Source organism: Bacillus sp. 17RED48 (assembly GCF_019837545.1).
Lineage (GTDB): Bacteria > Bacillota > Bacilli > Bacillales > Bacillaceae_G > Bacillus_A > Bacillus_A wiedmannii.
Window position 1 is genome coordinate 1 of the sequence record NZ_JADAXG010000015.1, and the last position, 24,708, is coordinate 24,708.

Sequence of the window (24,708 nt, forward strand, 5' to 3'; positions counted from 1 at the left end):
CACGAGTCAAATGACTCGTGTTTTTTCGTGTTTTCTTTTATAATCCATAGTAATTAAAAAATGTGTTTAAATAATTATTATTTTGATTAAATACAGGGGAATGTGGCTAGGATAGTGAATAAGCAAAAGAGTTGCAAATTTTATTAATACGTATATAATTAAAGTCAAAGATAGTCAAAGTCAATAAGGGTGGCGGATAAATGAGAAATATATCTGATATCATTGAGCAATATCTAAAGCAAGTTATTGACTTGAGTAATAATAATGTGATTGAAATCAAAAGAAATGAGATTGCGGATCGATTCGAGTGCGTACCATCTCAAATCAATTATGTAATCAATACCCGTTTTACGATAGAAAGAGGATTTGTTGTAGAAAGTAAACGTGGTGGAGGAGGTTACATTCGCATTATAAAAGTCAAACTGCATGACGATATAGACATGATCGATCAAATGCTTCATATGATTGATCATAGCGTTGCGCAAGGGAATGCAGAGAGTATGATTATACGTTTAATAGAAGAGGGCATCATAACAAATCGTGAAGCTAAACTTATGTTAAGTGTACTAGATCGTTCTGTATTATCAATGGATGTTCCTTCTCGAGATGAACTTAGGGCTCGAATATTATGCGCAATGTTAAGAACACTGAAATATAAATAAATATAGCTTTTGTAAAAGAATAATAACTAAGAGATAAGGCAGTTAAATATTGTAGAGGTTTTGAAAAAAGAACACGCACTTTTATTTAAATAAAGGAAAGTGAACAATCTAGTAATGTATGAAAAGTACTATCAGATAGATCGTTCCTATTGTAAAGGTGGGGATAGTGATGACTTGTCAAAACTGTAATATAAGACCAGCAACTTTACATTATACAAAAGTAATCAACGAACAGAAGACGGAAGTTCATCTTTGTGAGCAATGTGCAGAACAAAGTGGCTATACGTCTTTCTTTCAATCACCGCAGTCTAACTTTTCATTCCATGATTTATTTGCTGGGTTATTACACGGTGAATCAACAATGTTTGAAGAAGGACAAAATGGGCTTTCGAATACAAGTATATTAAGGTGTCCAGATTGTAAGATGACATCTGAGCAATTTACAAAGGTGGGACGCTTTGGATGTGCTTCTTGTTACGATACATTTAAGGAACATTTAAAGCCATTATTAAAACGTCTGCATGGCGGACATACAGATCATTGTGGAAAAATTCCGGAACGTATAGAAGGAAATCTTCACTTAAAGAAAGAATTAGATGAACTAAAACTCATTCTGAAACAATACGTACAGAAAGAGGAGTTTGAGAAAGCTGCTGAAGTAAGGGATAAAATTCGAGGTCTTGAAAATCAGCTTAGTGAGCATAGAGAGGGGGAATAGTTCTATGTCACTGGACAAAATTATGAATGAAGCGATTAGTCCATGGATGAAGGGGGATGGCCCTGATTCGGATATTGTTTTAAGTAGTCGAATTCGTTTGGCTCGTAATTTTAAAAAATATCAATTCTCTACTATGCAAAACGAAGAAGAAGCTAAACAGATTCATGAATTATTTAAAAAGGAATTTATAAATAAAACCGTAGAACCTTTTGGAGAGTTTGAACTATTAAAAATGAATGAATTAACGCCTCTTCAAAGGAGAGTATTAGTTGAAAAGCATTTAATTAGTCCTAACCTTGCAGGCACAGAATATGGAGCATGTCTATTATCAGAAAGCGAACATATTAGTGTTATGCTTAATGAAGAAGACCACATTAGGATACAGTGCTTATTTTCAGGGTTGCAGTTATCAGAGGCCCTTCAAAGTGCCAATCAAATAGATAATTGGATAGAGGAAGAGGTTGAGTATGCTTTTGATGAATCACTTGGATATATAACGAGCTGCCCTACTAACGTTGGTACAGGATTGAGGGCTTCCGTAATGCTTCACTTACCGGGACTCGTTTTAACGAAAAGAATTAGCCGCATTATACAAGTAATTCAAAAATTAGGGTTAGTAGTAAGAGGAATATACGGTGAAGGTAGCGAAGCGTTAGGTAATATATTTCAAGTGTCAAATCAAATGACGCTAGGAAAATCTGAAGAAGATATTATTGCAGATTTAAAGAGTGTCATTCAACAAATCATACAGCAAGAAAAAATGGCTAGAGAATTAATTGTACAAAATTCAAGTATTGAGCTTGAAGATAAAGTTTATCGCTCTTATGGCATACTAGCAAACAGTCGGTTAATTCAATCTGCAGAAGCGTCCACTTGCTTATCAGATGTACGACTTGGTATTGATTTAGGATATATAAAAGGTGTATCGAGAAATATTTTGACTGAGCTAATGGTTCTTACACAACCAGGCATTTTACAACAATATGCAGGTGGACCTTTAGGACCAGAAGAAAGAGATTATCGAAGAGCAACCTTAATCCGTGAGCGATTACGTATTGAAAAAAACTAAGCGCAAGTAGGAGGCGATTTCTATGATGTTTGGAAGATTTACAGAAAGAGCACAGAAAGTATTAGCTTTATCTCAAGAGGAAGCAATTCGTATTGGGCATAATAATATTGGAACAGAACACATTTTACTTGGGCTTGTACGCGAAGGGGAAGGAATTGCAGCAAAAGCGTTAATTGCTCTTGGATTAAGTCCAGAGAAGGTTCAAAAAGAGGTAGAAGCGTTAATTGGACGCGGAACAGAAGCTTCTCAAACTGTACATTATACACCGCGTGCTAAAAAGGTTATTGAGTTGTCTATGGATGAAGCTCGTAAATTAGGCCATTCTTACGTTGGAACAGAACATATCTTACTTGGTTTAATCCGTGAAGGTGAAGGTGTAGCAGCACGTGTTTTAAATAACTTAGGTGTTAGCCTAAATAAGGCAAGACAACAAGTATTGCAACTTCTTGGAAGTAATGAAGCAAGTTCAGGTCACCAAGGTGGTTCTTCAACGAATGCCAATACACCGACACTGGATAGCTTAGCACGTGATTTAACAGTTGTTGCACGTGAAAATCGTCTAGATCCTGTTATCGGTCGTGGTAAAGAAATTCAACGTGTAATTGAAGTTTTAAGCCGTAGAACAAAAAACAATCCTGTATTAATTGGAGAACCTGGTGTAGGTAAAACGGCAATTGCAGAAGGATTAGCACAACAAATTGTAAATAATGAAGTTCCTGAAACATTAAGAGATAAGCGTGTTATGACACTAGATATGGGTACAGTTGTAGCTGGAACGAAATATCGTGGTGAATTTGAAGATCGTTTAAAGAAAGTTATGGATGAAATCCGTCAAGCTGGAAACATTATTCTATTTATTGATGAACTTCATACATTAATTGGTGCAGGTGGAGCAGAAGGTGCAATTGATGCATCAAACATTTTAAAACCATCTTTAGCACGCGGAGAGTTACAATGTATCGGGGCGACAACCTTAGATGAATATCGTAAATATATTGAAAAAGACGCGGCTTTAGAAAGACGTTTCCAACCAATTCACGTTGATGAGCCAAGTTTAGACGAATCAACTCAAATCTTGAAAGGTTTACGTGATCGTTACGAAGCGCATCACCGTGTATCTATTACAGATGATGCAATTGATGCAGCTGTAAAGCTTTCAGACCGCTATATTACAGATCGTTTCTTACCAGATAAAGCAATTGATTTAATTGATGAAGCTGCTTCAAAGGTTCGCTTACGCTCTTATACAACACCACCAAATCTAAAAGAGCTTGAAGTAAAGCTTGAGGAAATTAGAAAAGAAAAAGATGCAGCTGTGCAAAGTCAAGAATTTGAAAAAGCTGCTTCCTTACGTGATATGGAACAACGTTTACGTGAGAAGTTAGAAGATACGAAGCGTCAATGGAAAGAGCAACAAGGAAAAGAAAACTCAGAAGTGACAGTAGAAGATATTGCAAATGTCGTTTCTACGTGGACTCGTATACCTGTTTCTAAACTTGCACAAACAGAGACTGATAAATTATTAAACTTAGAATCCATTCTTCACAACCGTGTTATTGGTCAAGATGAAGCGGTAGTAGCTGTAGCAAAAGCTGTTCGTCGTGCTAGAGCAGGATTGAAAGATCCGAAACGTCCGATTGGTTCATTTATTTTCTTGGGACCAACAGGTGTAGGTAAAACGGAACTAGCAAGAGCATTAGCAGAATCTATGTTCGGTGATGAGGATGCAATGATTCGCATCGATATGTCTGAGTACATGGAGAAGCATTCGACTTCTCGTTTAGTTGGATCTCCTCCAGGATATGTTGGATATGAAGAAGGTGGACAATTAACAGAAAAGGTTCGCCGTAAGCCATATTCAGTTGTCCTATTAGATGAAGTAGAGAAAGCTCATCCTGATGTGTTTAACATTTTACTACAAGTATTAGAAGATGGTCGCTTAACGGATTCTAAAGGGCGTACAGTTGATTTCCGTAATACAATTGTTATTATGACATCTAACGTTGGTGCAGATGCGTTAAAACGTAATAAACATCTTGGATTTAACGTACAAGATGAGAGCCGCGATTATTCAGATATGAAAGGTAAAGTAATGGATGAACTGAAAAAGGCATTTCGTCCAGAATTCTTAAACCGTATTGATGAAATTATCGTGTTCCATATGCTTGAGAAAAAACATATTCAAGAGATTGTAACACTTATGGTGAATCAGTTAGTGAAGCGCTTAAAAGAGCAAGAGATTGAATTGCATTTAACAGAAGGAGCGATTTCAGCCATTGCTGATAAAGGATTTGACCGAGAATACGGTGCTCGTCCGCTTCGTAGAGCAATTCAGAAACATGTAGAAGATAGACTATCGGAAGAACTTTTAAAAGGTGCTATTGAGAAAGGACAAAAAGTTATCTTTGATGTTGAAGGGGAATCATTTGTCATTCATAGTGCTGAAAAGGTAAAATAAGTATAGACAAACTAAGAGGGCTACGAGATAGCCCTCTTTCTTGTACGAGAAGGATAAATTGTTTATAGATGAAAGTGAAGTGAAATATAAAACGATATGGCTAAAAAGAAAACAAAATTCACATGTCAAGAGTGTGGTTATCAGTCACCAAAATATATGGGGAAATGCCCTGGTTGTGGTCAATGGAATACGCTTGTTGAAGAGATGGAACCGGTTGTATCATCAAGACGCCTTAATTATGCCAATGCAATTCAATCGGAAGTAACAAAACCAAGACGTCTAACAGAAGTAGAAACAAAATCTGAGGCACGTATTGAAACGAAATTCCAAGAGTTTAACCGTGTACTTGGCGGTGGGATTGTAGATGGATCCTTAGTACTTATTGGTGGAGACCCTGGGATTGGGAAATCAACATTGTTATTACAAATTTCATCGCAATTAGCAGATTCTTCATATGATGTACTATACATATCAGGTGAGGAGTCAGCAAAGCAGATTAAACTTCGTGCAGATCGTTTGCATGTAAAGGGTAGTAATCTATTTGTTGTAGCAGAAACGGATCTACAGCGAATTGCAGCGCACATTGAAGAGATGAATCCAGCTTTTGTTGTTATTGACTCTATTCAAACGATACATTTACCTGAAGTGACGTCAGCCCCAGGAAGTGTAGCGCAAGTACGTGAATGTACAGCGGAATTAATGAAACTTGCAAAAACGAAAGGAATTCCTATTTTTATCGTCGGACATGTAACAAAAGAGGGGGCAATTGCAGGACCTCGTATGTTAGAACATATGGTCGATGCAGTTCTTTACTTTGAAGGAGATCGTCATCATACATATCGTATCTTGCGAGCTGTGAAGAATCGTTTTGGTTCCACGAATGAAATGGGTATTTTTGAAATGAAAGAGCTTGGTCTTGCGGAAGTCTTAAACCCTTCTGAAATTTTTCTTGAGGAAAGACCCGTTGGAGTCGCAGGATCAACAGTAGTTGCCTCAATGGAAGGAACAAGACCGGTTTTAGTAGAAATACAAGCATTAATCTCCCCTACTAGTTTTGGAAACCCTCGAAGAATGGCGACGGGAATTGATCATAACCGTGTATCGCTTATTATGGCAGTGCTAGAAAAAAGAACAGGTTTATTATTGCAAAACCAAGACGCATATTTAAAAGTAGCAGGTGGTTTGAAATTAGATGAACCAGCAATTGATTTAGCTGTGGCTTTAAGTATTGCTTCAAGTTTTAGAGATAAACCCACGACACCAACTGATGCAGTAATAGGAGAAGTGGGATTAACTGGAGAAATAAGAAGAGTATCAAGAATTGAACAACGTGTACAAGAAGCAGCTAAATTAGGATTTCAACGTGCTATTATTCCTAGAAAAAATTTGGGGGGATGGACAATTCCGGATGGGATTGAGGTAGTAGGTGTATCTAATTTAGGGGAAGCGCTTCGTTTGACATTAGGAGGCTAGGCTATGGAAGAAAACAAGCAACGTGTCAAAAGTATGATTAATATTTTACAGCTCGTGGCCCCAGGAACACCACTGCGCGAAGGGATAGATAATGTGCTTCGCGCACAAACAGGGGGACTAATTGTTCTTGGATATAATGAACAAATTAAAAGTATTGTTGATGGGGGATTTCACATTAATTGTGCATTCTCTCCTGCTAGTTTATACGAATTAGCAAAAATGGATGGGGCACTTATTTTAAATGAAACTGGAAGTAAAATTTTAATTGCAAATGCACAGTTAGTTCCAGAGGCATCTATTGATTCTATTGAAACAGGTATGCGCCACCGGACGGCAGAGCGTGTAGCAAAGCAGACAGGTAGTCTCGTTGTGGCTATTTCACAAAGACGTAACGTAATTACACTATATCAAGGGAATTTACGTTATACACTAAAGGATATAGGTGTTATTTTAACAAAGGCAAACCAAGCTATTCAAACGTTAGAAAAATATAAGGCTGTATGGAATGATGGTATTACGAATTTGGGCATTCTAGAATTTGAAGAAGTCGTTACAATGTCCGAGGTGGTTCATGTGTTACATAGTGTTGAAATGGTACTGCGGATTAAAAATGAAATATTGAGCTATATTCATGAGCTAGGAACAGAAGGTAGGTTAATTCGTTTACAACTTACAGAACTACTAGCTGATTTAGAGGCAGAGGCAGCGTTATTAATTAAAGATTATTATCAAGAAAAAACACAAGACCATCATCAAATTTTGAAAAAGTTACAAGATCTTGCGAATACACAACTTCTAGAGGATAGCGATTTAGTTAAATTGCTTGGCTACCCAGGACAAATGAGTTTAGAAGAAAGTGTGACGCCGAGAGGATACCGAATCACAAGCAAAATTTCGCGCGTTCCGCCACTTATCATTGAAAATTTAATTAATCGATTTAAGACCTTGCAAGGTGTTTGTCGAGCAACTATTAATGAATTGGATGATGTGGAAGGAATTGGAGAAGTCAGGGCGAAGAAAATACGAGAAGGCCTAAAAAGAATCCAAGAGCATCTCTATATGAGTAGACACAATTAAGAATATTACATTGATTCTATAATATAACGACACTAGAACATTTTTGGTATATGATATGGTATATTGGTAAATAAAACTATTTATAAAAAAACACGTCCGCTTTTGCATTCGGCGTTTTGATTAGCGAAACAATGGTTAATAATGAGTAGGAGGTGGTTGGATGTTAAAACGAATTGTACAGCTCTTCTTTCTAGTAATTGGCGGAGCGTTAGGGATTTACTTAATCCCAAAAGTTATTAATGTATTAGACATGGGTGCTGTTCCTTTATTGGAAGGATCGTATGTTCGTGCAATTATTGGTGCAATTATTTTATTTTTAACAACATTTTGGCTTGTAGATTATATTGTTCAACTTATTAAGCATATTGAAGAGGCTCTTGTAAAGGCGCCTGTAGCGGATGTTTTATTTGGTACATTAGGATTAATCTCTGGTCTTATTGTTGCATATTTAATTTTAATACCAATTCGTGAATTTACAATTCCAGTTATTAGTACAGTGTTGCAAGTGTTCTTTACTCTTTTACTTGGATATTTAGGATTCCAAGTAGGGTTTAAAAAGAGGAATGAATTGCTAGGATTATTTACATTACCACAACGTGGGAAGAAGAAAAATAATAATAGTGAGAATGAAGAAACTGAGGTAGAAGAATCTACAACTCATTGGAAAATTCTCGATACGAGTGTAATTATCGATGGGCGTATTGCTGATATTTGCCAAACAAAGTTTTTAGAAGGAACAATTGTGATTCCACAATTCGTGTTAGAAGAACTTCAGCACATTGCCGATTCTTCTGATGCTTTAAAGCGTAATCGTGGTCGCAGAGGATTAGATATTTTAAATCGTATTCAAAAAGAGATGCCGATTCCGGTAGAAATTTATGAAGGCGATTTCGATGATATTCAAGAAGTGGATAGCAAACTTGTAAAGTTGGCGAAAATCACTGGTGGAACGGTAGTAACGAATGATTTCAACTTAAACAAAGTTTCTGAATTACAAGGGGTAACGGTGTTAAATATTAACGATTTAGCTAATGCAATTAAACCTGTTGTACTCCCAGGTGAAGAACTGAGTGTTTATGTTGTCAAAGATGGAAAAGAACAAAATCAAGGTGTTGCATATTTAGATGATGGTACGATGATTGTAGTAGAAGATGGTAGAGAATATGTAGGTTCACAACTCAATGTGCTTGTTACTAGTGTGTTACAAACATCGGCTGGGCGCATGATTTTCGCCAAACGTAAATTATTAGAAAAAGCATTATAAGTAGAGGATTATTAATATGTATACATTAATTATTCCAGCAGCTGGTCAAGGTAAGCGGATGGGTGCTGGTAAAAACAAGTTGTTCTTACTTATTAATGAAGTACCGATTATTGTGCATACGTTACGTGCTTTTGAAAAAGATAAAGCATGCAAAAGTATTATTATGGCAATTAACGAAGAAGAACGTCCGTATTTTGAAGAATTAATGCAGAAGTATCCAATTGAAAAGCCAGTACAATTTATTCAGGGCGGAGCCGAAAGACAAGATAGTGTATATAACGCTATTCAGCATACTAGTGATGTTGAGTATGTTCTTGTACATGACGGCGCGCGTCCATTTGTAACGAATAAAGTGATTCAAGATGTATTAACTGCAGCGGAAAAATATGGAGCGTCCATTTGTGCGGTACCAGTGAAAGATACAGTTAAGAAAGTAGAGCTGGGTATCGTTGTCGAAACGGTAGAAAGATCTCAGCTTAAAGCTGTACAAACACCACAAGGGTTCGCTGTTTCTCTTTTGTTAGAAGCTCATAGAAGTGCAAAACAGGGTTGTTTCCTTGGTACAGATGATGCAAGCCTCGTAGAACGTATCGGGAAGCAAGTAGGTGTAGTAGAGGGGAGTTACTATAATATTAAAGTGACGACTCCAGAGGATTTAGTAATTGCTGAAAGTTTCCTTCATGTTCAAAAGAAATGACAGTGATGATTATAGCGAAAAAAAGCTCGGCAACAGCCGGGCTTTTCTTTATAAGGATAGCGATATAATATAGAATCATAAAGCTCTGTAGTTTAGCTTGAGGAGGATGTAAAAAATGTTTCGAATTGGACAAGGTTTTGATGTGCATGAGTTTGCGGAAGGTAGACCGTTAATTATTGGTGGAATTACAATTCCTCATGAGAAAGGATTAATTGGTCATTCAGATGCAGACGTATTGTTACATACGATTGCGGATGCATGTTTAGGTGCGATTGCAGCTGGAGATATTGGAAAGCATTTCCCTGATACAGATCCTGCCTTTAAAGATGCTGATTCAGCTGTATTGCTGCAAAAGGTTTGGGAATTTGTACGTGAACGAGGTTACGAGTTAGGGAATCTAGATTGTACAATTATTGCTCAAAAGCCAAAGATGGCACCACATATTGAAAGTATGCGTAAACGTATTAGTGAACTATTAGAAACGTCTATTGACAATATCAATGTAAAGGCAACAACAACAGAAAAATTAGGATTTACAGGTAGAGAAGAAGGAATTGCTTCTCAAGCAGTTGTTTTATTACAGAAAAAATAATGGTTTTTAATTCGTAAGATGGATAATCACATTTTTTTGGTGTACAATTATAGAATGTGTTGACATTAAGAATGGAAGGTGTACCAATTATGGAAAAGCAAGTGAGAGTGCGCTATGCGCCAAGTCCAACAGGACACTTACATATCGGAAATGCGCGTACGGCATTATTTAATTATTTATTTGCTCGTCATCAAGATGGTAAGTTTATTATTCGTATTGAAGATACTGATGTGAAACGTAATGTTGCTGGTGGAGAAGAAAGCCAATTAAAATACTTGAAATGGCTCGGTATGGACTGGGATGAAGGTGTTGATGTTGGTGGTGAATTTGGACCATATCGTCAAACAGAGCGTTTAGATATTTATAAAAAATTATATGAAGATTTACTAGAGCGTGGTTTAGCTTACAAATGTTATATGACAGAAGAAGAGCTAGAAGCAGAACGTGAAGGACAAATCTCTCGTGGTGAAACACCTCGTTATGCAGGTAACCACCGTGATTTAACTGAAGTACAAGTGAAAGAATTTGAAGCTGAGGGACGTATTCCAAGTATTCGTTTCCGTGTACCAGTTGATCGCGACTACACGTTTAAAGATATCGTAAAAGATGAGGTTGCATTCCATTCAAATGATTTCGGTGATTTCGTTATCGTGAAAAAAGATGGAATACCAACTTATAACTTTGCGGTAGCAGTAGATGATCACTTAATGGAGATTACACATGTACTTCGTGGTGATGATCATATTTCAAATACGCCAAAACAAATGATGATTTACGAAGCTTTCGGTTGGGATATTCCGCAATTTGGTCATATGACTTTAATTGTAAACGAAAGCCGTAAAAAATTAAGTAAGCGTGATGAATCTATTATTCAATTTATTGAGCAATATAAAGAGCTTGGATATCTTCCAGAAGCAATCTTTAACTTTATTGCACTACTAGGTTGGTCGCCAGTAGGAGAAGAAGAAATCTTCTCTCAAGAAGAGTTTATCAAAATGTTCGATGCAGCTCGTTTATCAAAATCACCTGCATTATTTGATTCTCAAAAATTAAAATGGATGAACAACCAATATATGAAAAAGCAAGATTTAGATACGGTGGTAGAATTAAGCTTACCGCATCTAGTGAAAGCTGGACGTATAGGTGAAACTTTAAGTGAACAAGAGCAAGCTTGGATTCGTGATGTAATTGCGTTATATCATGAACAAATGAGTTTTGGAGCTGAAATTGTAGAGCTTTCTGAAATGTTCTTCAAAGATCATGTTGATCATGAAGAAGAAGGACAAGAAGTATTAAAAGGTGAACAAGTACCAGAAGTACTTCGTGCATTTGCGGGTCAAGTAGAAGCGCTAGAAGCGATGGAACCAGCAGCAATTAAGGCGGCTATTAAAGCGGTGCAAAAGGAAACAGGTCATAAAGGTAAAAACTTATTTATGCCAATCCGTGTTGCAACTACTGGTCAAACACATGGTCCAGAACTTCCTAATGCTATTGCACTTCTTGGAAAAGAAAAAGTTTTAAATCGTCTTCAAAAAGTAATTGGTTAACATTTTCTAGGTTTAGAAATATAATAAGTATACTTAAAACCTAATAAGGAAAAGCGACGAGAAGGAGAAGTAGAAAATCAGGCTTTTTACAGAGAGAACCACCTTTAGGCTGGAAGTGGTTTATAAGCGGATTTTTGAAATGCCCCTTCGAGTCTTCTGCTGAACAGCGAATTGTTTTGCGAAACGTTTTAGGGCGTAAAGTAAGCAGAAGCGGTGTACACCGTTATCAGAGATGAGTTTGAGGCTTTTTTTAGCCTAAACAGAGTGGAACCGCGCTTAAAAGGCGTCTCTGTCAATATGACAGAGGCGTCTTTTTTTATACCGTAAAAGTGGATATGAGTATAAGTTTTATCCCTGTGTATAAAGATTTAGGGGGATAAGTAGGGAGTAAAGGGAGTTAGTTCACTCGAAAAAGCAGCCCATAAAGGGGAGGGAACATCGATGTTTAAGAGGCTTCGGGAAGATATTGAAGTCGTTTTTGAACAGGATCCAGCGGCAAGAAGTTATTTCGAAGTCATTTTGACTTACTCTGGATTACATGCAGTTTGGGCCCATCGAATTGCACATGCTTTTTATAAAAAGAATTTCTTCTTTATTGCACGTTGGATCTCGCAAGTTAGTCGTTTCTTTACTGGTATTGAGATTCATCCAGGAGCAACAATTGGTCGTCGTTTTTTCATAGACCATGGAATGGGGGTTGTAATTGGAGAAACGTGCGAAATTGGTGATAATGTAACGATCTATCAAGGTGTTACATTAGGTGGTACGGGTAAAGAAAAGGGGAAGAGGCACCCTACAATTCAGGATAATGTATTAATTGCAACAGGTGCTAAAGTACTAGGTTCTATTACAGTCGGAGAGAATTCTAAAATTGGAGCAGGGTCTGTCGTATTAAAAGAAGTGCCTGCACATTCTACAGTTGTAGGTATACCTGGCCGAGTCGTTGTTCAAAATGGAGTAAAGATCGGTCAAGAATTAAATCATTCTGACCTTCCAGACCCAATTTTTGATAAGTTAAAGATTATGGAAGTAGAACTTGATAAATTGAAAAAACAACTTGAAGTAAAGGTAGAAAGGAAGGATAAAAATGACTATTCACATTTATAATACGTTAACGCGTCAAAAAGAAGAGTTTACTCCATTAGAAGAAAATAAGGTAAAGATGTATGTGTGTGGACCTACAGTTTATAACTATATTCACATTGGGAATGCAAGACCACCTATGGTATTTGATACGGTACGCCGTTATTTAGAATATAAAGGGTATGATGTGCAGTATGTATCTAACTTTACTGACGTAGATGATAAATTAATTAAAGCAGCAAATGAATTAGGTGAAGATGTGCCGACAATTGCTGACCGTTTCGTTGAAGCGTATTTTGAAGATGTAACGGCACTAGGTTGCAAACATGCAACAGTTCATCCGCGTGTAACGGAAAATATGGATATCATTATTGAATTTATTCAAGAACTTGTGAATAAAGGATATGCATATGAATCAGAAGGTGATGTGTACTTTAGAACGAAGGAATTTGAAGGATACGGTAAATTATCGCATCAACCAATCGCCGACTTACGTCACGGTGCACGCATTGAAGTAGGAGAAAAGAAACAAGACCCTCTTGATTTTGCTTTATGGAAAGCTGCAAAAGAAGGAGAAATCTTCTGGGAAAGCCCTTGGGGTAAAGGTCGTCCAGGCTGGCATATTGAATGCTCGGCAATGGCGCGTAAATACTTAGGAGATACAATCGATATTCATGCTGGTGGTCAAGACTTGGCATTTCCTCATCATGAGAATGAAATTGCGCAGTCTGAGGCATTAACAGGAAAAACATTTGCACGTTATTGGATGCACAATGGATATATTAATATTAATAATGAGAAGATGTCTAAGTCACTGGGGAACTTCATTTTAGTTCACGATATCATTAAGCAATATGATCCACAGCTAATTAGATTCTTTATGCTATCGGTACATTACCGTCACCCAATTAATTTCAGTGAAGATTTACTACAAAGTACAAATAACGGACTGGAAAGAATTAAAACGGCTTACGGTAATTTAAAACACCGTATGGAAAGTAGTACTGATTTAACAGATCATAATGAGAAATGGTTAGCGGAACTGGAAAAATTCCAGACTGCATTTGAAGAAGCAATGAATGATGACTTCAACACTGCTAATGCAATCACTGAGTTATATAATTTAGCAAATCATGCAAATCAATATTTACTGGAAGAACATACGTCTACAGTTGTAATTGAAGCATACGTAAAACAACTTGAAACATTATTTGATATTTTAGGGTTAGAATTAACGCAAGAAGAGTTGCTTGATGAAGAAATTGAGGTACTTATTCAAAAGCGCATTGAAGCTCGTAAAAATCGTGATTTTGCATTATCGGATCAAATTCGCGATGATTTAAAAGACCGTAATATTATTTTAGAAGATACCGCTCAAGGTACAAGATGGAAAAGAGGATAAGAATGATTGATGCAAAGCAATTAAACAGCTTAGCGTTAGCATATATGGGTGATGCGGTATATGAACAATATATCCGCTATCACCTACTTCAAAAAGGGAAAGTTCGTCCTAATCAATTGCATCGATTAGGGACAAGCTTTGTTTCGGCAAAAGCACAGGCGAAAGTTGTTTATCATTTATTAGAGACGGCATTTTTAACAGAGGAAGAAGAGGCGGTACTAAGAAGAGGGCGTAATGCAAATTCAGGTACTGTTCCGAAGAATACTGATGTACAAACATATCGATATAGTACAGCCTTTGAAGCGCTAATTGGCTATCATCACTTATTAAATAATCGTGAAAGATTAGACGAAATTGTATATAAGGCAATTGATGTTTTAGAAGAAAAGGAAGGGGGCACATCATCATGAGTAGTGAATATATTATCGGACGTAACCCTGTAATTGAAGCTTTACGCTCAGGAAGAGATATTAATAAAATTTGGATCGCGGAAGGTGCTGCCAAAGGACAAATACAAATTGTACTAGCACTAGCGAAAGAAAATAAGATTATTTTACAACATGCACCAAAGAAGAAGTTAGATCAATTAGTTGAGGGGAACCATCAAGGTGTAATTGCTCAAGTGGCTGCATATCAATACGCTGAGCTAGAAGATCTATTTAAAGTAGCAGAGAAGCGTAACGAAGATCCGTTCTTCTTAATTTTAGATGAAATTGAAGACCCGCATAACCTAGGTTCTATTATGCGTACTGCGGATGCAACGGGAGCTCATGGAATTATTATTCCGAAAAGAAGAGCTGTGGGACTTACTGCATCAGTTGCGAAAGCATCGACTGGAGCGATTGAATATATTCCTGTTGCACGTGTAACGAATTTATCTCGTACAATCGATGAATTAAAAGAACGTGGACTTTGGATTGCTGGTACAGATGCAAAAGGAAAAACGGATTACCGCAATTTAGATGGTAAAATGCCAATTGGATTAGTAATTGGAAGTGAAGGAAAAGGTATGAGTCGTATTATTGGTGAAAAATGTGATTTCCTAATTACTTTACCGATGGTCGGTAAAGTTACATCCTTAAATGCTTCAGTAGCCGCAAGTTTGTTAATGTATGAGGTATATCGTAAGCGTCACGAAATTGGTAAATAAAAAATGAACGATATTTTAATCGTTGACGGTTACAACATTATCGGAGCTTGGGGAGACTTGAAGAAACTACGGGATGTAGATTTGCAATCATCAAGGGATGCACTGATTGATAAGATGGCGAATTACCAAGGTTACACAGGTACAAAGGTAATGATAGTTTTTGATGCTTATACGGTCCAAGGTATTGAAAAAAAGATGAAACAATCGCGTGTGGAAGTCATATTCACGAGAAAGAATCAGACTGCAGATGAAAAGATAGAGCAACTAGCGATTGAGCTTAGAAATATAAATACGCAAATATATGTTGCGACTTCTGATTATACGGAACAATGGGTTATATTTGCGCAAGGTGCTCTTCGGAAATCTGCACGTGAATTAGAGTTGGAAGTACAAGCGATGGAGCAACAAGTAAGAAGGCGTACACAAGACACAAAAGAAAAGCAACCCGCCATGCGAAAGATATTTAGTAAAGATATTACAGAAAAATTAGAAAAATTAAGAAGAGGAGAGCGTTGAAGCATTGACGCTCTTTATCTTTTTACTGTATAATATTGCTAAATAAATAGCGGTCGGAGGGATCAAGGTGGAAGCAGGCTTCGTAAGTGTAGGCGACGTTACATTTCGTGATTTAGAGGATGAGGCAATCGTTGAGTTAGTTCGAAAAGGTAATACTGACGCTCTAGAATATTTGATTCACAAATATAAGAACTTTGTTCGCGCGAAATCAAGATCTTATTTCTTAGTGGGTGCCGATCGAGAAGATATTGTTCAAGAAGGTATGATTGGATTGTTTAAAGCGATTCGTGATTATAAAGAGGACAAGCTGTCTTCATTCAAAGCATTTGCTGAACTGTGTATCACTCGGCAAATTATTACCGCTATTAAAACAGCAACAAGGCAAAAACATATTCCGTTAAATTCGTATGTGTCTCTAGATAAACCGATTTATGATGAGGAATCTGATCGGACATTATTAGATGTTATTTCGGAAGCAAAGGTAACGGATCCTGAAGAAATGATTATAAGCCAGGAAGAATATACAGACATAGAATCTAAAATATCTGAATTATTAAGCGATTTAGAAAGAAAAGTGCTTTCTTTATATCTAGATGGTCGTTCTTATCAAGAGATTTCGGAACAGTTAAATCGACATGTGAAATCTATTGATAACGCTTTACAGAGGGTGAAGCGGAAATTGGAACGATATATGGAAATGAGAGAGAGTACCACTTTAAATTCATAACAAATGCTACAGGTGTAAAAAATCACCTGTTTTCTTTTTGTAGAGAGTACAAAAGGCATGTCATTGACATTGTCTTTTGTTGTATGATACATTTTTAGGGACATAATGTTACAAGGTTGGTGTAACTAATGAGGAAAAAAGTTGTACTCTCATGTGAAGAGTGTAAAAATCGAAACTACTCTACGATGAAAGATACGAGCTCAGTAGAGCGACTTGAAATAAAGAAGTTTTGTAAAACATGCAATCAGCATACAGTTCACAAGGAAACAAAATAAATAATTGAAATAATACACTGGAGGTTCCGTAGATGCGTTTAACGAACTTTTTCGGCGATGTAGGTCGCGAAATGAAAAAAGTAAGTTGGCCTAAAAAAGATGAATTACTCCGTTCAACAGCGACTGTTATCGCTACAGTTGTCTTCTTTGCGATTTTCTTCGCAGTGGTTGATATGGGCATTTCTTCTTTAATTCGGTTAATTCTTGGTTAATTCTTGAATAAGAAGCACTTATCCATGATATAATGTTATTTATAAGAACTGTGTAAAAGCCCGGTGAACGGGTTTTTTCATTTGCGCAAAAAAATGTACGTCAGGGAGGGAAGGACGCTCGTCCTAAATGAATGGAAAAAAGTTGGTATGTTGTCCATACTTATTCTGGATATGAAAATAAAGTAAAAGCAAACCTAGAGAAGCGTGTAGAATCAATGGGTATGCAAGATAAAATTTTCCGTGTTGTTGTCCCGGAAGAAGTAGAAGTAGAAATGAAAAACGGCAAAGAAAAATTAATGAAAAGAAAAGTGTTCCCAGGTTATGTATTAGTAGAATTAATCATGACTGATGACTCTTGGTATGTTGTACGTAACACGCCAGGTGTAACTGGGTTCGTTGGTTCTTCTGGTTCTGGATCTAAACCATCACCTCTATTAGAAGAGGAAGTTGTTACCATTATGAAGCATATGGGAATGGATAACGAAGTGGTTGATTTCGACTTTGAACTTCATGAGACAGTGCGTGTAAATGAGGGGCCATTCGCAGATTATACAGGTGCTATTGAAGAAATTGATGTGGAGAAGAAAAAGGTTAGCGTGCTTGTGGACATGTTTGGTCGCGAGACTCCAGTTGAGCTTGACTTCCATCAAATTGAAAAATTATAAAATGAAACTTGAAATGAATTGTAAAAAGTGATAATATCTTTTAAGTCAGTACGTCTTCGTTACCGGAGACGTTTTTTGAAAGATTTTATCCTTACAGATAAAATATGACGTGGGAGGGCAAATCACTGTCCAATTGACCACATCACGGACTTAAGGAGGTGTGTCTCGTGGCTAAAAAGGTAATTAAAATGGTAAAGCTTCAAATTCCTGCAGGTAAAGCTAACCCAGCTCCACCAGTTGGTCCAGCATTAGGACAAGCAGGTGTTAACATCATGGGCTTCTGTAAAGAGTTTAACGCTCGTACAGCTGATCAAGCTGGTCTTATCATCCCTGTTGAAATTACGGTATTTGAGGACCGTTCATTCACTTTCATTACTAAAACTCCTCCTGCTGCTGTTCTTCTTAAGAAAGTAGCTGGTATTGAGTCTGGTTCTGGTGAACCAAACCGTAATAAAGTGGCAACTGTTAAGCGTGATAAAGTACGCGAAATCGCTGAAACTAAAATGCCTGACCTAAACGCTGCTAGTGTAGAAGCTGCAATGCGTATGGTTGAAGGTACTGCACGCAGTATGGGCATCGTTATCGAAGACTAATTCGATTTGTTTTTAAAAAAGGTTGCGGGTCTGGAATTCCAATTCGCAACCTTTATTATCGTAAATGATTATCGTTTTTAAATAAATGGATGGCGCGCATCCTCAGGTTATACCTGAAAATAAGCGTAAACGTGGGAGGTTATTCCGCTAAAACCACATTCGAGGAGGAAATAAAAATGGCTAAAAGAGGTAAAAAGTACGTAGAAGCTGCAAAGCTTGTTGATCGTGCAACTGCTTACTCTGCAACAGAAGCAGTAGAATTAGTAAAGAAAACAAACACAGCTAAATTTGATGCGACTGTAGAAGTTGCATTCCGTTTAGGTGTTGACCCTAAGAAAGCTGACCAACAAATCCGTGGTGCAGTTGTTCTTCCACACGGTACTGGTAAAGTACAACGTGTATTAGTATTCGCTAAAGGTGAAAAGGCTAAAGAAGCTGAAGCTGCTGGAGCTGACTTCGTAGGCGATGCTGATTACATCGGTAAAATCCAACAAGGTTGGTTCGATTTCGATGTAGTAGTAGCAACTCCTGACATGATGGGTGAAGTTGGTAAACTTGGTCGCGTATTAGGACCTAAAGGTTTAATGCCAAACCCTAAAACTGGAACAGTTACTTTCGATGTAACTAAAGCTGTTAACGAAATCAAAGCTGGTAAAGTTGAATACCGCGTTGATAAAGCTGGTAACATCCACGTTCCAATCGGTAAAGTATCTTTCGAAGATGCTAAATTAGTAGAAAACTTCGGAACAATTGCTGACACTTTACAAAAAGTTAAGCCAGCTGCTGCAAAAGGTACTTACATGAAGAACGTAACAGTTGCTTCTACAATGGGACCTGGCGTACGTGTAGACGTTTCTACATTAGCGTAAATTTTGGAAGTTGACTTCATAAAGAAGTTTTTATATAATCATTTATGTTGTGAATTTAATTAGTGTACCGTAGACAGTAGGTGTCAATAGACTTAATTTCCTACCTAGGTGTTAATATACGAAACGGAAATTTTTTCTGTGACTATATGCCTCCATGTCTACAAGTTGGGCATGGAGGTTTTTAGTGCACTTTCGGTACATCTTCTATATAATCTACAGGAGGTGTAATAACATGAGCAAAGTAATCGAAACTAAACAACAAGTTGTAACTGAAATCGCGGACAAACTTCGCGAAAGTAAATCTACAATCGTTGTTGACTACCGTGGTTTAACAGTTTCTGAAGTAACAGAATTACGTAAAAACTTACGTGAAGCTGGCGTTGAGTTCAAAGTTTACAAAAACTCTTTAACTCGTCGTGCTGCAGAGTCTGCTGAAATGGCTGAGTTAAACGAATTCTTAACAGGACCAAACGCAATCGCGTTCAGTAACGAGGATGTAGTTGCTCCTGCGAAAGTATTAAACGACTTCGCTACAAAACATGAAGCTTTAGAAATTAAAGCTGGTGTAATCGAAGGTAAACTTGTAACACTTGATGAGGTTAAAGCTATCGCTACTCTTCCATCACGTGAAGGCTTACTTTCTATGCTTCTTAGCGTTCTTCAAGCTCCAATCCGTAACCTTGCACTTGCTACTAAAGCAGTTGCAGAACAAAAGGAAGAGCAAGGCGCTTAATTTTTTAAAAGATAATTACTTGTTATCTATAAAACAATACAAACCTATTTAAGGGAGGATATTTACAATGACTAAAGAACAAATCATTGAAGCAGTTAAATCTATGACTGTATTAGAACTTAACGACTTAGTAAAAGCTATCGAGGAAGAATTCGGCGTAACTGCTGCTGCTCCTGTAGCTGTAGCTGGTGGCGCTGGTGAAGCTGCTGCTGAGAAAACTGAATTTGACGTAGTACTTGCAAGTGCTGGCGCTCAAAAAATCAAAGTTATCAAAGCTGTACGTGAAATCACTGGTCTTGGCTTAAAAGAAGCTAAAGAATTAGTTGACAACACTCCAAAAGCAATCAAAGAAGGCGTTTCTAAAGAGGAAGCTGAAGAAATGAAAGCTAAACTTGAAGAAGTTGGCGCTGCTGTAGAAGTTAAGTAATTAACTTTTGATGCTTTAAAAAAGCTCGCTCTCATGCGAGCTTTTTTTTTAACTGTAAAGAAAAGAGGTGGCCATATGGCAGACCATTATTTTTCTAACGACCCTTCTAGTAAAAGTGATCGTAAGCGATGGGAATTTCCGCTTCGTGGATCTCGATTTACTTTCTTATCTGACCGTGGGGTGTTCTCGAAAAACGAAGTGGATTTTGGTTCTCGTCTTTTAATTGAAGCGTTTCAAGTGCCAGATATTAAAGGTGATATATTAGACGTAGGTTGTGGATATGGACCAATTGGTTTATCGTTGGCGAAAGAGTTTCAAGACCGTAAAGTTCACATGGTGGATGTGAATGAAAGGGCGCTTGAGCTTGCGAAAGAAAATGCCGCTAACAATAGAATTGGAAATGTACACATTTTTCAAAGTAGCGTCTATGAAAATGTAGATGGTATGTATGCTGCTATTCTATCTAATCCTCCAATTCGTGCAGGTAAAGATATCGTGCATGAGATTTTAGAAAAGGCTGTAGAGTATTTAGTTCCAGGTGGAGAGTTGTGGATTGTTATTCAAAAGAAGCAAGGTGCACCATCTGCACTGAAGAAACTAGAAGAAGTATTTTCTGAAGTCGAAGTTGTAGAAAAGAAAAAAGGATATTATATCATAAAATCAAAAAAACGTTGACGGTTATTTTTGGCTATGTTAACATTATACAATGCCAATATATGATTTTCTGCGTTGAGAAAGATGTATATTTTTGTTTCTCTTGGAAAAGATAGTAAAATCAGCAGATTATGAAACAGAATGATGGTTTTCTTATAGAAGCCATTTTTCTTTTTTGAGCAGGTAGAAAGACTCAACGTATTTATCTTTAAGAGAAAAAACTACGCTAATAGCAGTAGTTGTATTTATTTGTGATTTTGCACAAATTTTTTTGTGCATTTATAATACTCATGATTTGAGGGGTGAAGCAGTTGACAGGTCAACTAGTTCAATACGGACGCCACCGCCAACGAAGAAGTTATGCCCGTATTAGTGAAGTATTAGAGTTACCAAATCTTATCGAAATTCAAACCTCTTCTTATCAGTGGTTTCTTGATGAGGGTTTGCGAGAAATGTTCCAGGACATTTCTCCGATCGAAGACTTTACGGGAAATCTATCGCTTGAATTTATCGACTACAGCTTAGGTGAACCTAAATACTCTGTAGACGAATGCAAAGAGCGTGATGTGACGTATGCAGCACCACTTCGTGTAAAAGTGCGTCTAATCAACAAGGAAACTGGTGAAGTAAAAGAACAAGATGTGTTCATGGGAGATTTCCCACTCATGACAGAGACTGGAACATTCGTAATTAACGGTGCAGAACGTGTTATCGTTTCCCAGTTAGTTCGCTCTCCAAGCGTATACTATAGTGGCAAAGTGGATAAAAACGGAAAACGTGGTTTTACTGCTACTGTAATTCCAAACCGCGGAGCTTGGTTAGAGTATGAAACAGATGCTAAGGATGTTGTATATGTGCGTATTGACCGTACGCGTAAACTTCCTGTAACTGTTTTGTTACGCGCATTAGGGTTTGGCTCTGATCAAGAAATCACCGAGCTTTTAGGTGATAACGAATACTTAAGCAACACATTAGAAAAAGACAACACAGATAGCACAGAGAAAGCATTGCTTGAAATTTATGAGCGTCTACGCCCTGGTGAACCACCAACAGTAGAAAATGCAAAGAGCTTACTTGTGTCTCGTTTCTTTGATCCGAAGCGCTATGATTTAGCAAATGTAGGTCGCTATAAGATCAACAAAAAGCTACACATTAAAAACAGATTGTTTAATCAACGTTTAGCTGAAACATTAGTGGATCCAGAAACTGGTGAAATTTTAGCGGCAGAAGGAACAATCTTAGATCGTCGTACACTTGATCGCATTTTACCTTACTTAGAGAAAAACATTGGATTCAAAACAGCGAAACCAATGGGTGGAGTGGTAGAAGGCGATGTTGAGCTGCAATCTATTAAGATTTATGCTCCTGAGTCAGAAGGCGAACGCGTAATTAATGTAATTGGTAATGCAAATATTACTCGCGATGTAAAACACATCACACCAGGTGATATCCTTGCTTCTATCAGTTACTTCTTCAACCTACTATACAAAGTGGGGGATACAGATGATATCGACCATTTAGGAAACCGTCGTCTGCGTTCTGTTGGAGAACTATTACAAAATCAATTCCGTATCGGTCTTTCTCGTATGGAACGTGTTGTTCGTGAGAGAATGTCGATTCAAGATACAAATGCAATTACACCACAAGCGTTAATTAACATTCGCCCGGTTATTGCATCTATTAAAGAGTTCTTCGGAAGTTCTCAGTTATCTCAGTTCATGGATCAAACAAACCCATTAGCAGAGTTAACTCACAAACGAAGACTATCTGCATTAGGACCCGGTGGTTTAACGCGTGAGCGCGCAGGCTTTGAAGTGCGTGACGTTCACTACTCTCACTATGGTCGTATGTGTCCGATTGAAACACCAGAGGGACCAAACATCGGTTTGATTAACTCATTATCATCGTTCGCGAAAGTAAATGAGTTTGGTTTCATTGAAACACCATACCGTCGTGTTGATCCAGAATCTGGTCTTGTAACAGGGCAGGTTGATTACTTAACAGCAGATGAAGAAGATAATTATGTTGTAGCCCAAGCGAATATGAAATTATCTGAAGAAGGAGAATTCCTTAGCGAAGATATCGTAGCTCGTTTCCGTGGTGAAAACATTGTCACAAATAAAGAACGCATCGACTACATGGATGTATCTCCAAAACAAGTAGTGTCGGCAGCGACAGCTTGTATTCCGTTCTTAGAAAACGATGACTCTAACCGCGCACTTATGGGAGCGAACATGCAACGTCAGGCGGTTCCGTTAATGAATCCGGAATCTCCGATTGTAGGTACAGGTATGGAGTACGTATCAGCAAAAGACTCAGGTGCTGCAGTAATCTGTAAACATCCTGGTGTTGTTGAACGCGTAGAAGCACGTGAAGTTTGGGTACGTCGCTATGTAGAAGTTGACGGTCAAACAGTAAAAGGCGATTTAGATCGCTACAAAATGCAAAAATTCATTCGTTCTAACCAAGGAACTTGCTACAACCAACGTCCAATCGTAAGTGTTGGAAATGAAGTTGTAAAAGGTGAGATTCTTGCGGATGGTCCTTCTATGGAATTAGGTGAACTAGCACTTGGACGTAACGTGCTTGTTGGCTTCATGACTTGGGACGGTTATAACTACGAGGATGCGATCATTATGAGTGAGCGCCTTGTAAAAGATGATGTGTACACTTCTATTCATATTGAAGAATATGAGTCAGAAGCTCGTGATACGAAGCTTGGACCAGAAGAAATTACACGTGACATTCCAAACGTTGGGGAAGATGCATTACGCAACCTTGACGAGCGCGGTATCATTCGCGTTGGTGCGGAAGTAAAAGATGGAGATTTACTTGTTGGTAAAGTAACACCTAAAGGTGTAACAGAATTAACAGCTGAAGAACGTCTATTACATGCTATCTTTGGAGAAAAAGCACGTGAAGTACGTGATACATCACTACGTGTACCACACGGTGGTGGCGGTATTATCTTAGACGTAAAAGTATTCAACCGTGAAGATGGCGATGAATTGCCACCAGGCGTGAATCAACTTGTACGTGCATATATCGTTCAAAAACGTAAAATCTCTGAAGGTGACAAGATGGCCGGACGTCACGGTAACAAAGGTGTTATCTCTCGTATTTTACCAGAAGAAGATATGCCTTACTTACCAGACGGTACGCCAATCGATATCATGTTAAACCCATTAGGGGTACCATCTCGTATGAATATCGGTCAGGTATTAGAGCTTCATCTTGGTATGGCAGCAAGATACCTTGGTATTCACATTGCAACACCAGTATTCGATGGTGCTCGTGAGGAAGATGTTTGGGGCACGATTGAAGAAGCTGGTATGGCAAATGACGCGAAAACAATCCTGTATGACGGACGTACTGGTGAACCATTCGATAACCGCGTATCTGTTGGTGTCATGTATATGATCAAACTTGCGCACATGGTTGACGATAAACTTCATGCTCGTTCTACTGGACCATACTCACTTGTAACGCAGCAGCCTCTTGGAGGTAAAGCTCAGTTCGGTGGACAGCGTTTCGGTGAGATGGAGGTTTGGGCACTTGAAGCTTACGGTGCTGCTTATACTCTTCAAGAAATCTTAACAGTGAAGTCTGATGATGTTGTTGGACGTGTTAAGACGTATGAAGCAATTGTTAAAGGCGAAAATGTTCCAGAACCAGGCGTTCCTGAATCATTCAAAGTATTGATTAAAGAGCTGCAAAGTTTAGGTATGGACGTTAAAATGATGTCTAGCGACGATAAAGAAATCGAAATGCGTGATACAGAAGATGACGATGATCATCAATCAGCAGATAAATTGAATGTCGAAGTTGAGGCAACTAAAGAATAA

25 protein-coding genes and 2 other annotated features are annotated in these 24,708 nt (G+C 37.8%); all 25 genes read left to right on the forward strand.

The features are described from left to right. The first annotated feature begins 200 nt into the window (after positions 1 to 200). A complete protein-coding gene (gene ctsR, locus ILT06_RS30000; RefSeq protein ID WP_001244556.1) occupies positions 201 to 662 on the forward strand; it encodes a transcriptional regulator CtsR in 462 nt (153 codons plus the stop codon). A gap of 169 nt (positions 663 to 831) precedes the next feature. Continuing rightward, complete coding sequence (gene mcsA / locus ILT06_RS30005) at positions 832 to 1,380, forward strand: protein-arginine kinase activator protein McsA (RefSeq protein WP_000128406.1); 549 nt, start codon at positions 832 to 834, stop codon at positions 1,378 to 1,380. A gap of 4 nt (positions 1,381 to 1,384) precedes the next feature. Continuing rightward, complete coding sequence (gene mcsB, locus ILT06_RS30010; RefSeq protein ID WP_064475093.1) at positions 1,385 to 2,449, forward strand: protein-arginine kinase McsB; 1,065 nt, start codon at positions 1,385 to 1,387, stop codon at positions 2,447 to 2,449. A gap of 22 nt (positions 2,450 to 2,471) precedes the next feature. After that, positions 2,472 to 4,907 carry an ATP-dependent protease ATP-binding subunit ClpC gene (clpC, locus tag ILT06_RS30015; protein WP_000971181.1) on the forward strand — a complete coding sequence of 812 codons (2,436 nt, stop codon included), beginning with the start codon at positions 2,472 to 2,474 and terminating at the stop codon, positions 4,905 to 4,907. A 96-nt stretch (positions 4,908 to 5,003) separates the two neighbouring features. Continuing rightward, a complete protein-coding gene (radA, locus tag ILT06_RS30020) occupies positions 5,004 to 6,380 on the forward strand; it encodes a DNA repair protein RadA (RefSeq protein WP_001085204.1) in 1,377 nt (458 codons plus the stop codon). 3 nt (positions 6,381 to 6,383) lie between these two features. Next, positions 6,384 to 7,457 (forward strand): DNA integrity scanning diadenylate cyclase DisA, encoded by a 1,074-nt coding sequence (disA, locus tag ILT06_RS30025; protein WP_000392165.1) that lies wholly within the window; start codon positions 6,384 to 6,386, stop codon positions 7,455 to 7,457. A gap of 160 nt (positions 7,458 to 7,617) precedes the next feature. Continuing rightward, positions 7,618 to 8,721 carry a PIN/TRAM domain-containing protein gene (locus tag ILT06_RS30030; protein WP_000919687.1) on the forward strand — a complete coding sequence of 368 codons (1,104 nt, stop codon included), beginning with the start codon at positions 7,618 to 7,620 and terminating at the stop codon, positions 8,719 to 8,721. Between the two features lie 16 nt (positions 8,722 to 8,737). After that, a complete protein-coding gene (ispD, locus tag ILT06_RS30035; RefSeq protein WP_064475094.1) occupies positions 8,738 to 9,418 on the forward strand; it encodes a 2-C-methyl-D-erythritol 4-phosphate cytidylyltransferase in 681 nt (226 codons plus the stop codon). A gap of 115 nt (positions 9,419 to 9,533) precedes the next feature. Continuing rightward, positions 9,534 to 10,010, forward strand: a complete 477-nt coding sequence (gene ispF, locus ILT06_RS30040; protein WP_154131639.1) for a 2-C-methyl-D-erythritol 2,4-cyclodiphosphate synthase — start codon at positions 9,534 to 9,536, stop codon at positions 10,008 to 10,010. Between the two features lie 89 nt (positions 10,011 to 10,099). Further along, entirely contained in the window at positions 10,100 to 11,557 is a 1,458-nt protein-coding gene (gltX, locus tag ILT06_RS30045) for a glutamate--tRNA ligase (RefSeq protein ID WP_064475095.1), read from the forward strand. Between the two features lie 47 nt (positions 11,558 to 11,604). Then, positions 11,605 to 11,851, forward strand: a binding site (T-box leader). 147 nt (positions 11,852 to 11,998) lie between these two features. Next, entirely contained in the window at positions 11,999 to 12,664 is a 666-nt protein-coding gene (gene cysE, locus ILT06_RS30050; protein ID WP_088046767.1) for a serine O-acetyltransferase, read from the forward strand. Next, positions 12,645 to 14,042: a cysteine--tRNA ligase gene (gene cysS / locus ILT06_RS30055; RefSeq protein ID WP_088046768.1), complete on the forward strand. Its 1,398-nt coding sequence runs from the start codon at positions 12,645 to 12,647 to the stop codon at positions 14,040 to 14,042. The genes cysE and cysS overlap by 20 nt, the downstream gene beginning before the upstream one ends. Before the next feature lie 2 nt (positions 14,043 to 14,044). After that, positions 14,045 to 14,452 carry a Mini-ribonuclease 3 gene (locus tag ILT06_RS30060; protein ID WP_087979119.1) on the forward strand — a complete coding sequence of 136 codons (408 nt, stop codon included), beginning with the start codon at positions 14,045 to 14,047 and terminating at the stop codon, positions 14,450 to 14,452. Further along, entirely contained in the window at positions 14,449 to 15,192 is a 744-nt protein-coding gene (gene rlmB / locus ILT06_RS30065) for a 23S rRNA (guanosine(2251)-2'-O)-methyltransferase RlmB (protein WP_000093757.1), read from the forward strand. The genes ILT06_RS30060 and rlmB overlap by 4 nt, the downstream gene beginning before the upstream one ends. Before the next feature lie 3 nt (positions 15,193 to 15,195). Then, positions 15,196 to 15,708, forward strand: coding sequence for an NYN domain-containing protein (locus tag ILT06_RS30070; protein ID WP_098111436.1), 513 nt, complete (start codon positions 15,196 to 15,198; stop codon positions 15,706 to 15,708). Between the two features lie 67 nt (positions 15,709 to 15,775). Then, complete coding sequence (locus ILT06_RS30075; RefSeq protein WP_000387198.1) at positions 15,776 to 16,435, forward strand: RNA polymerase factor sigma-70; 660 nt, start codon at positions 15,776 to 15,778, stop codon at positions 16,433 to 16,435. Between the two features lie 128 nt (positions 16,436 to 16,563). Next, a complete protein-coding gene (gene rpmG, locus ILT06_RS30080) occupies positions 16,564 to 16,710 on the forward strand; it encodes a 50S ribosomal protein L33 (protein WP_002070160.1) in 147 nt (48 codons plus the stop codon). Positions 16,711 to 16,742: 32 nt separating this feature from the next. Next, positions 16,743 to 16,922, forward strand: a complete 180-nt coding sequence (gene secE / locus ILT06_RS30085) for a preprotein translocase subunit SecE (RefSeq protein ID WP_001241321.1) — start codon at positions 16,743 to 16,745, stop codon at positions 16,920 to 16,922. A 131-nt stretch (positions 16,923 to 17,053) separates the two neighbouring features. Further along, positions 17,054 to 17,587 (forward strand): transcription termination/antitermination protein NusG, encoded by a 534-nt coding sequence (nusG, locus tag ILT06_RS30090; protein WP_000415794.1) that lies wholly within the window; start codon positions 17,054 to 17,056, stop codon positions 17,585 to 17,587. A gap of 167 nt (positions 17,588 to 17,754) precedes the next feature. Further along, positions 17,755 to 18,180 (forward strand): 50S ribosomal protein L11, encoded by a 426-nt coding sequence (gene rplK, locus ILT06_RS30095; RefSeq protein WP_001085872.1) that lies wholly within the window; start codon positions 17,755 to 17,757, stop codon positions 18,178 to 18,180. A gap of 176 nt (positions 18,181 to 18,356) precedes the next feature. Continuing rightward, the gene (gene rplA, locus ILT06_RS30100; RefSeq protein ID WP_002096939.1) at positions 18,357 to 19,049 is read left to right on the forward strand and encodes a 50S ribosomal protein L1; all 693 of its coding nucleotides are present in this window, start codon (positions 18,357 to 18,359) and stop codon (positions 19,047 to 19,049) included. A 49-nt stretch (positions 19,050 to 19,098) separates the two neighbouring features. Continuing rightward, positions 19,099 to 19,242 (forward strand) — a sequence feature (ribosomal protein L10 leader region). Positions 19,243 to 19,281: 39 nt separating this feature from the next. Next, complete coding sequence (rplJ, locus tag ILT06_RS30105; protein ID WP_000048721.1) at positions 19,282 to 19,782, forward strand: 50S ribosomal protein L10; 501 nt, start codon at positions 19,282 to 19,284, stop codon at positions 19,780 to 19,782. A gap of 67 nt (positions 19,783 to 19,849) precedes the next feature. Further along, positions 19,850 to 20,209, forward strand: coding sequence for a 50S ribosomal protein L7/L12 (gene rplL / locus ILT06_RS30110; RefSeq protein WP_000159737.1), 360 nt, complete (start codon positions 19,850 to 19,852; stop codon positions 20,207 to 20,209). A gap of 75 nt (positions 20,210 to 20,284) precedes the next feature. Then, positions 20,285 to 20,884: a class I SAM-dependent methyltransferase gene (locus ILT06_RS30115; protein WP_064475099.1), complete on the forward strand. Its 600-nt coding sequence runs from the start codon at positions 20,285 to 20,287 to the stop codon at positions 20,882 to 20,884. A 290-nt stretch (positions 20,885 to 21,174) separates the two neighbouring features. Continuing rightward, positions 21,175 to 24,708: a DNA-directed RNA polymerase subunit beta gene (gene rpoB, locus ILT06_RS30120; protein ID WP_064475100.1), complete on the forward strand. Its 3,534-nt coding sequence runs from the start codon at positions 21,175 to 21,177 to the stop codon at positions 24,706 to 24,708.

What these genes read in the sequence shown, in the direction of transcription:
- ctsR (WP_001244556.1), top strand. Translation starts at nt 201, where the DNA reads ATGAGAAATATATCTGATATCATTGAGCAATATCTAAAGCAAGTTATT.
- mcsA (WP_000128406.1), top strand. Translation starts at nt 832, where the DNA reads ATGACTTGTCAAAACTGTAATATAAGACCAGCAACTTTACATTATACA.
- mcsB (WP_064475093.1), top strand. Translation starts at nt 1,385, where the DNA reads ATGTCACTGGACAAAATTATGAATGAAGCGATTAGTCCATGGATGAAG.
- clpC (WP_000971181.1), top strand. Translation starts at nt 2,472, where the DNA reads ATGATGTTTGGAAGATTTACAGAAAGAGCACAGAAAGTATTAGCTTTA.
- radA (WP_001085204.1), top strand. Translation starts at nt 5,004, where the DNA reads ATGGCTAAAAAGAAAACAAAATTCACATGTCAAGAGTGTGGTTATCAG.
- disA (WP_000392165.1), top strand. Translation starts at nt 6,384, where the DNA reads ATGGAAGAAAACAAGCAACGTGTCAAAAGTATGATTAATATTTTACAG.
- ILT06_RS30030 (WP_000919687.1), top strand. Translation starts at nt 7,618, where the DNA reads ATGTTAAAACGAATTGTACAGCTCTTCTTTCTAGTAATTGGCGGAGCG.
- ispD (WP_064475094.1), top strand. Translation starts at nt 8,738, where the DNA reads ATGTATACATTAATTATTCCAGCAGCTGGTCAAGGTAAGCGGATGGGT.
- ispF (WP_154131639.1), top strand. Translation starts at nt 9,534, where the DNA reads ATGTTTCGAATTGGACAAGGTTTTGATGTGCATGAGTTTGCGGAAGGT.
- gltX (WP_064475095.1), top strand. Translation starts at nt 10,100, where the DNA reads ATGGAAAAGCAAGTGAGAGTGCGCTATGCGCCAAGTCCAACAGGACAC.
- cysE (WP_088046767.1), top strand. Translation starts at nt 11,999, where the DNA reads ATGTTTAAGAGGCTTCGGGAAGATATTGAAGTCGTTTTTGAACAGGAT.
- cysS (WP_088046768.1), top strand. Translation starts at nt 12,645, where the DNA reads ATGACTATTCACATTTATAATACGTTAACGCGTCAAAAAGAAGAGTTT.
- ILT06_RS30060 (WP_087979119.1), top strand. Translation starts at nt 14,045, where the DNA reads ATGATTGATGCAAAGCAATTAAACAGCTTAGCGTTAGCATATATGGGT.
- rlmB (WP_000093757.1), top strand. Translation starts at nt 14,449, where the DNA reads ATGAGTAGTGAATATATTATCGGACGTAACCCTGTAATTGAAGCTTTA.
- ILT06_RS30070 (WP_098111436.1), top strand. Translation starts at nt 15,196, where the DNA reads ATGAACGATATTTTAATCGTTGACGGTTACAACATTATCGGAGCTTGG.
- rpmG (WP_002070160.1), top strand. Translation starts at nt 16,564, where the DNA reads ATGAGGAAAAAAGTTGTACTCTCATGTGAAGAGTGTAAAAATCGAAAC.
- secE (WP_001241321.1), top strand. Translation starts at nt 16,743, where the DNA reads ATGCGTTTAACGAACTTTTTCGGCGATGTAGGTCGCGAAATGAAAAAA.
- nusG (WP_000415794.1), top strand. Translation starts at nt 17,054, where the DNA reads ATGGAAAAAAGTTGGTATGTTGTCCATACTTATTCTGGATATGAAAAT.
- rplA (WP_002096939.1), top strand. Translation starts at nt 18,357, where the DNA reads ATGGCTAAAAGAGGTAAAAAGTACGTAGAAGCTGCAAAGCTTGTTGAT.
- rplJ (WP_000048721.1), top strand. Translation starts at nt 19,282, where the DNA reads ATGAGCAAAGTAATCGAAACTAAACAACAAGTTGTAACTGAAATCGCG.
- rplL (WP_000159737.1), top strand. Translation starts at nt 19,850, where the DNA reads ATGACTAAAGAACAAATCATTGAAGCAGTTAAATCTATGACTGTATTA.
- ILT06_RS30115 (WP_064475099.1), top strand. Translation starts at nt 20,285, where the DNA reads ATGGCAGACCATTATTTTTCTAACGACCCTTCTAGTAAAAGTGATCGT.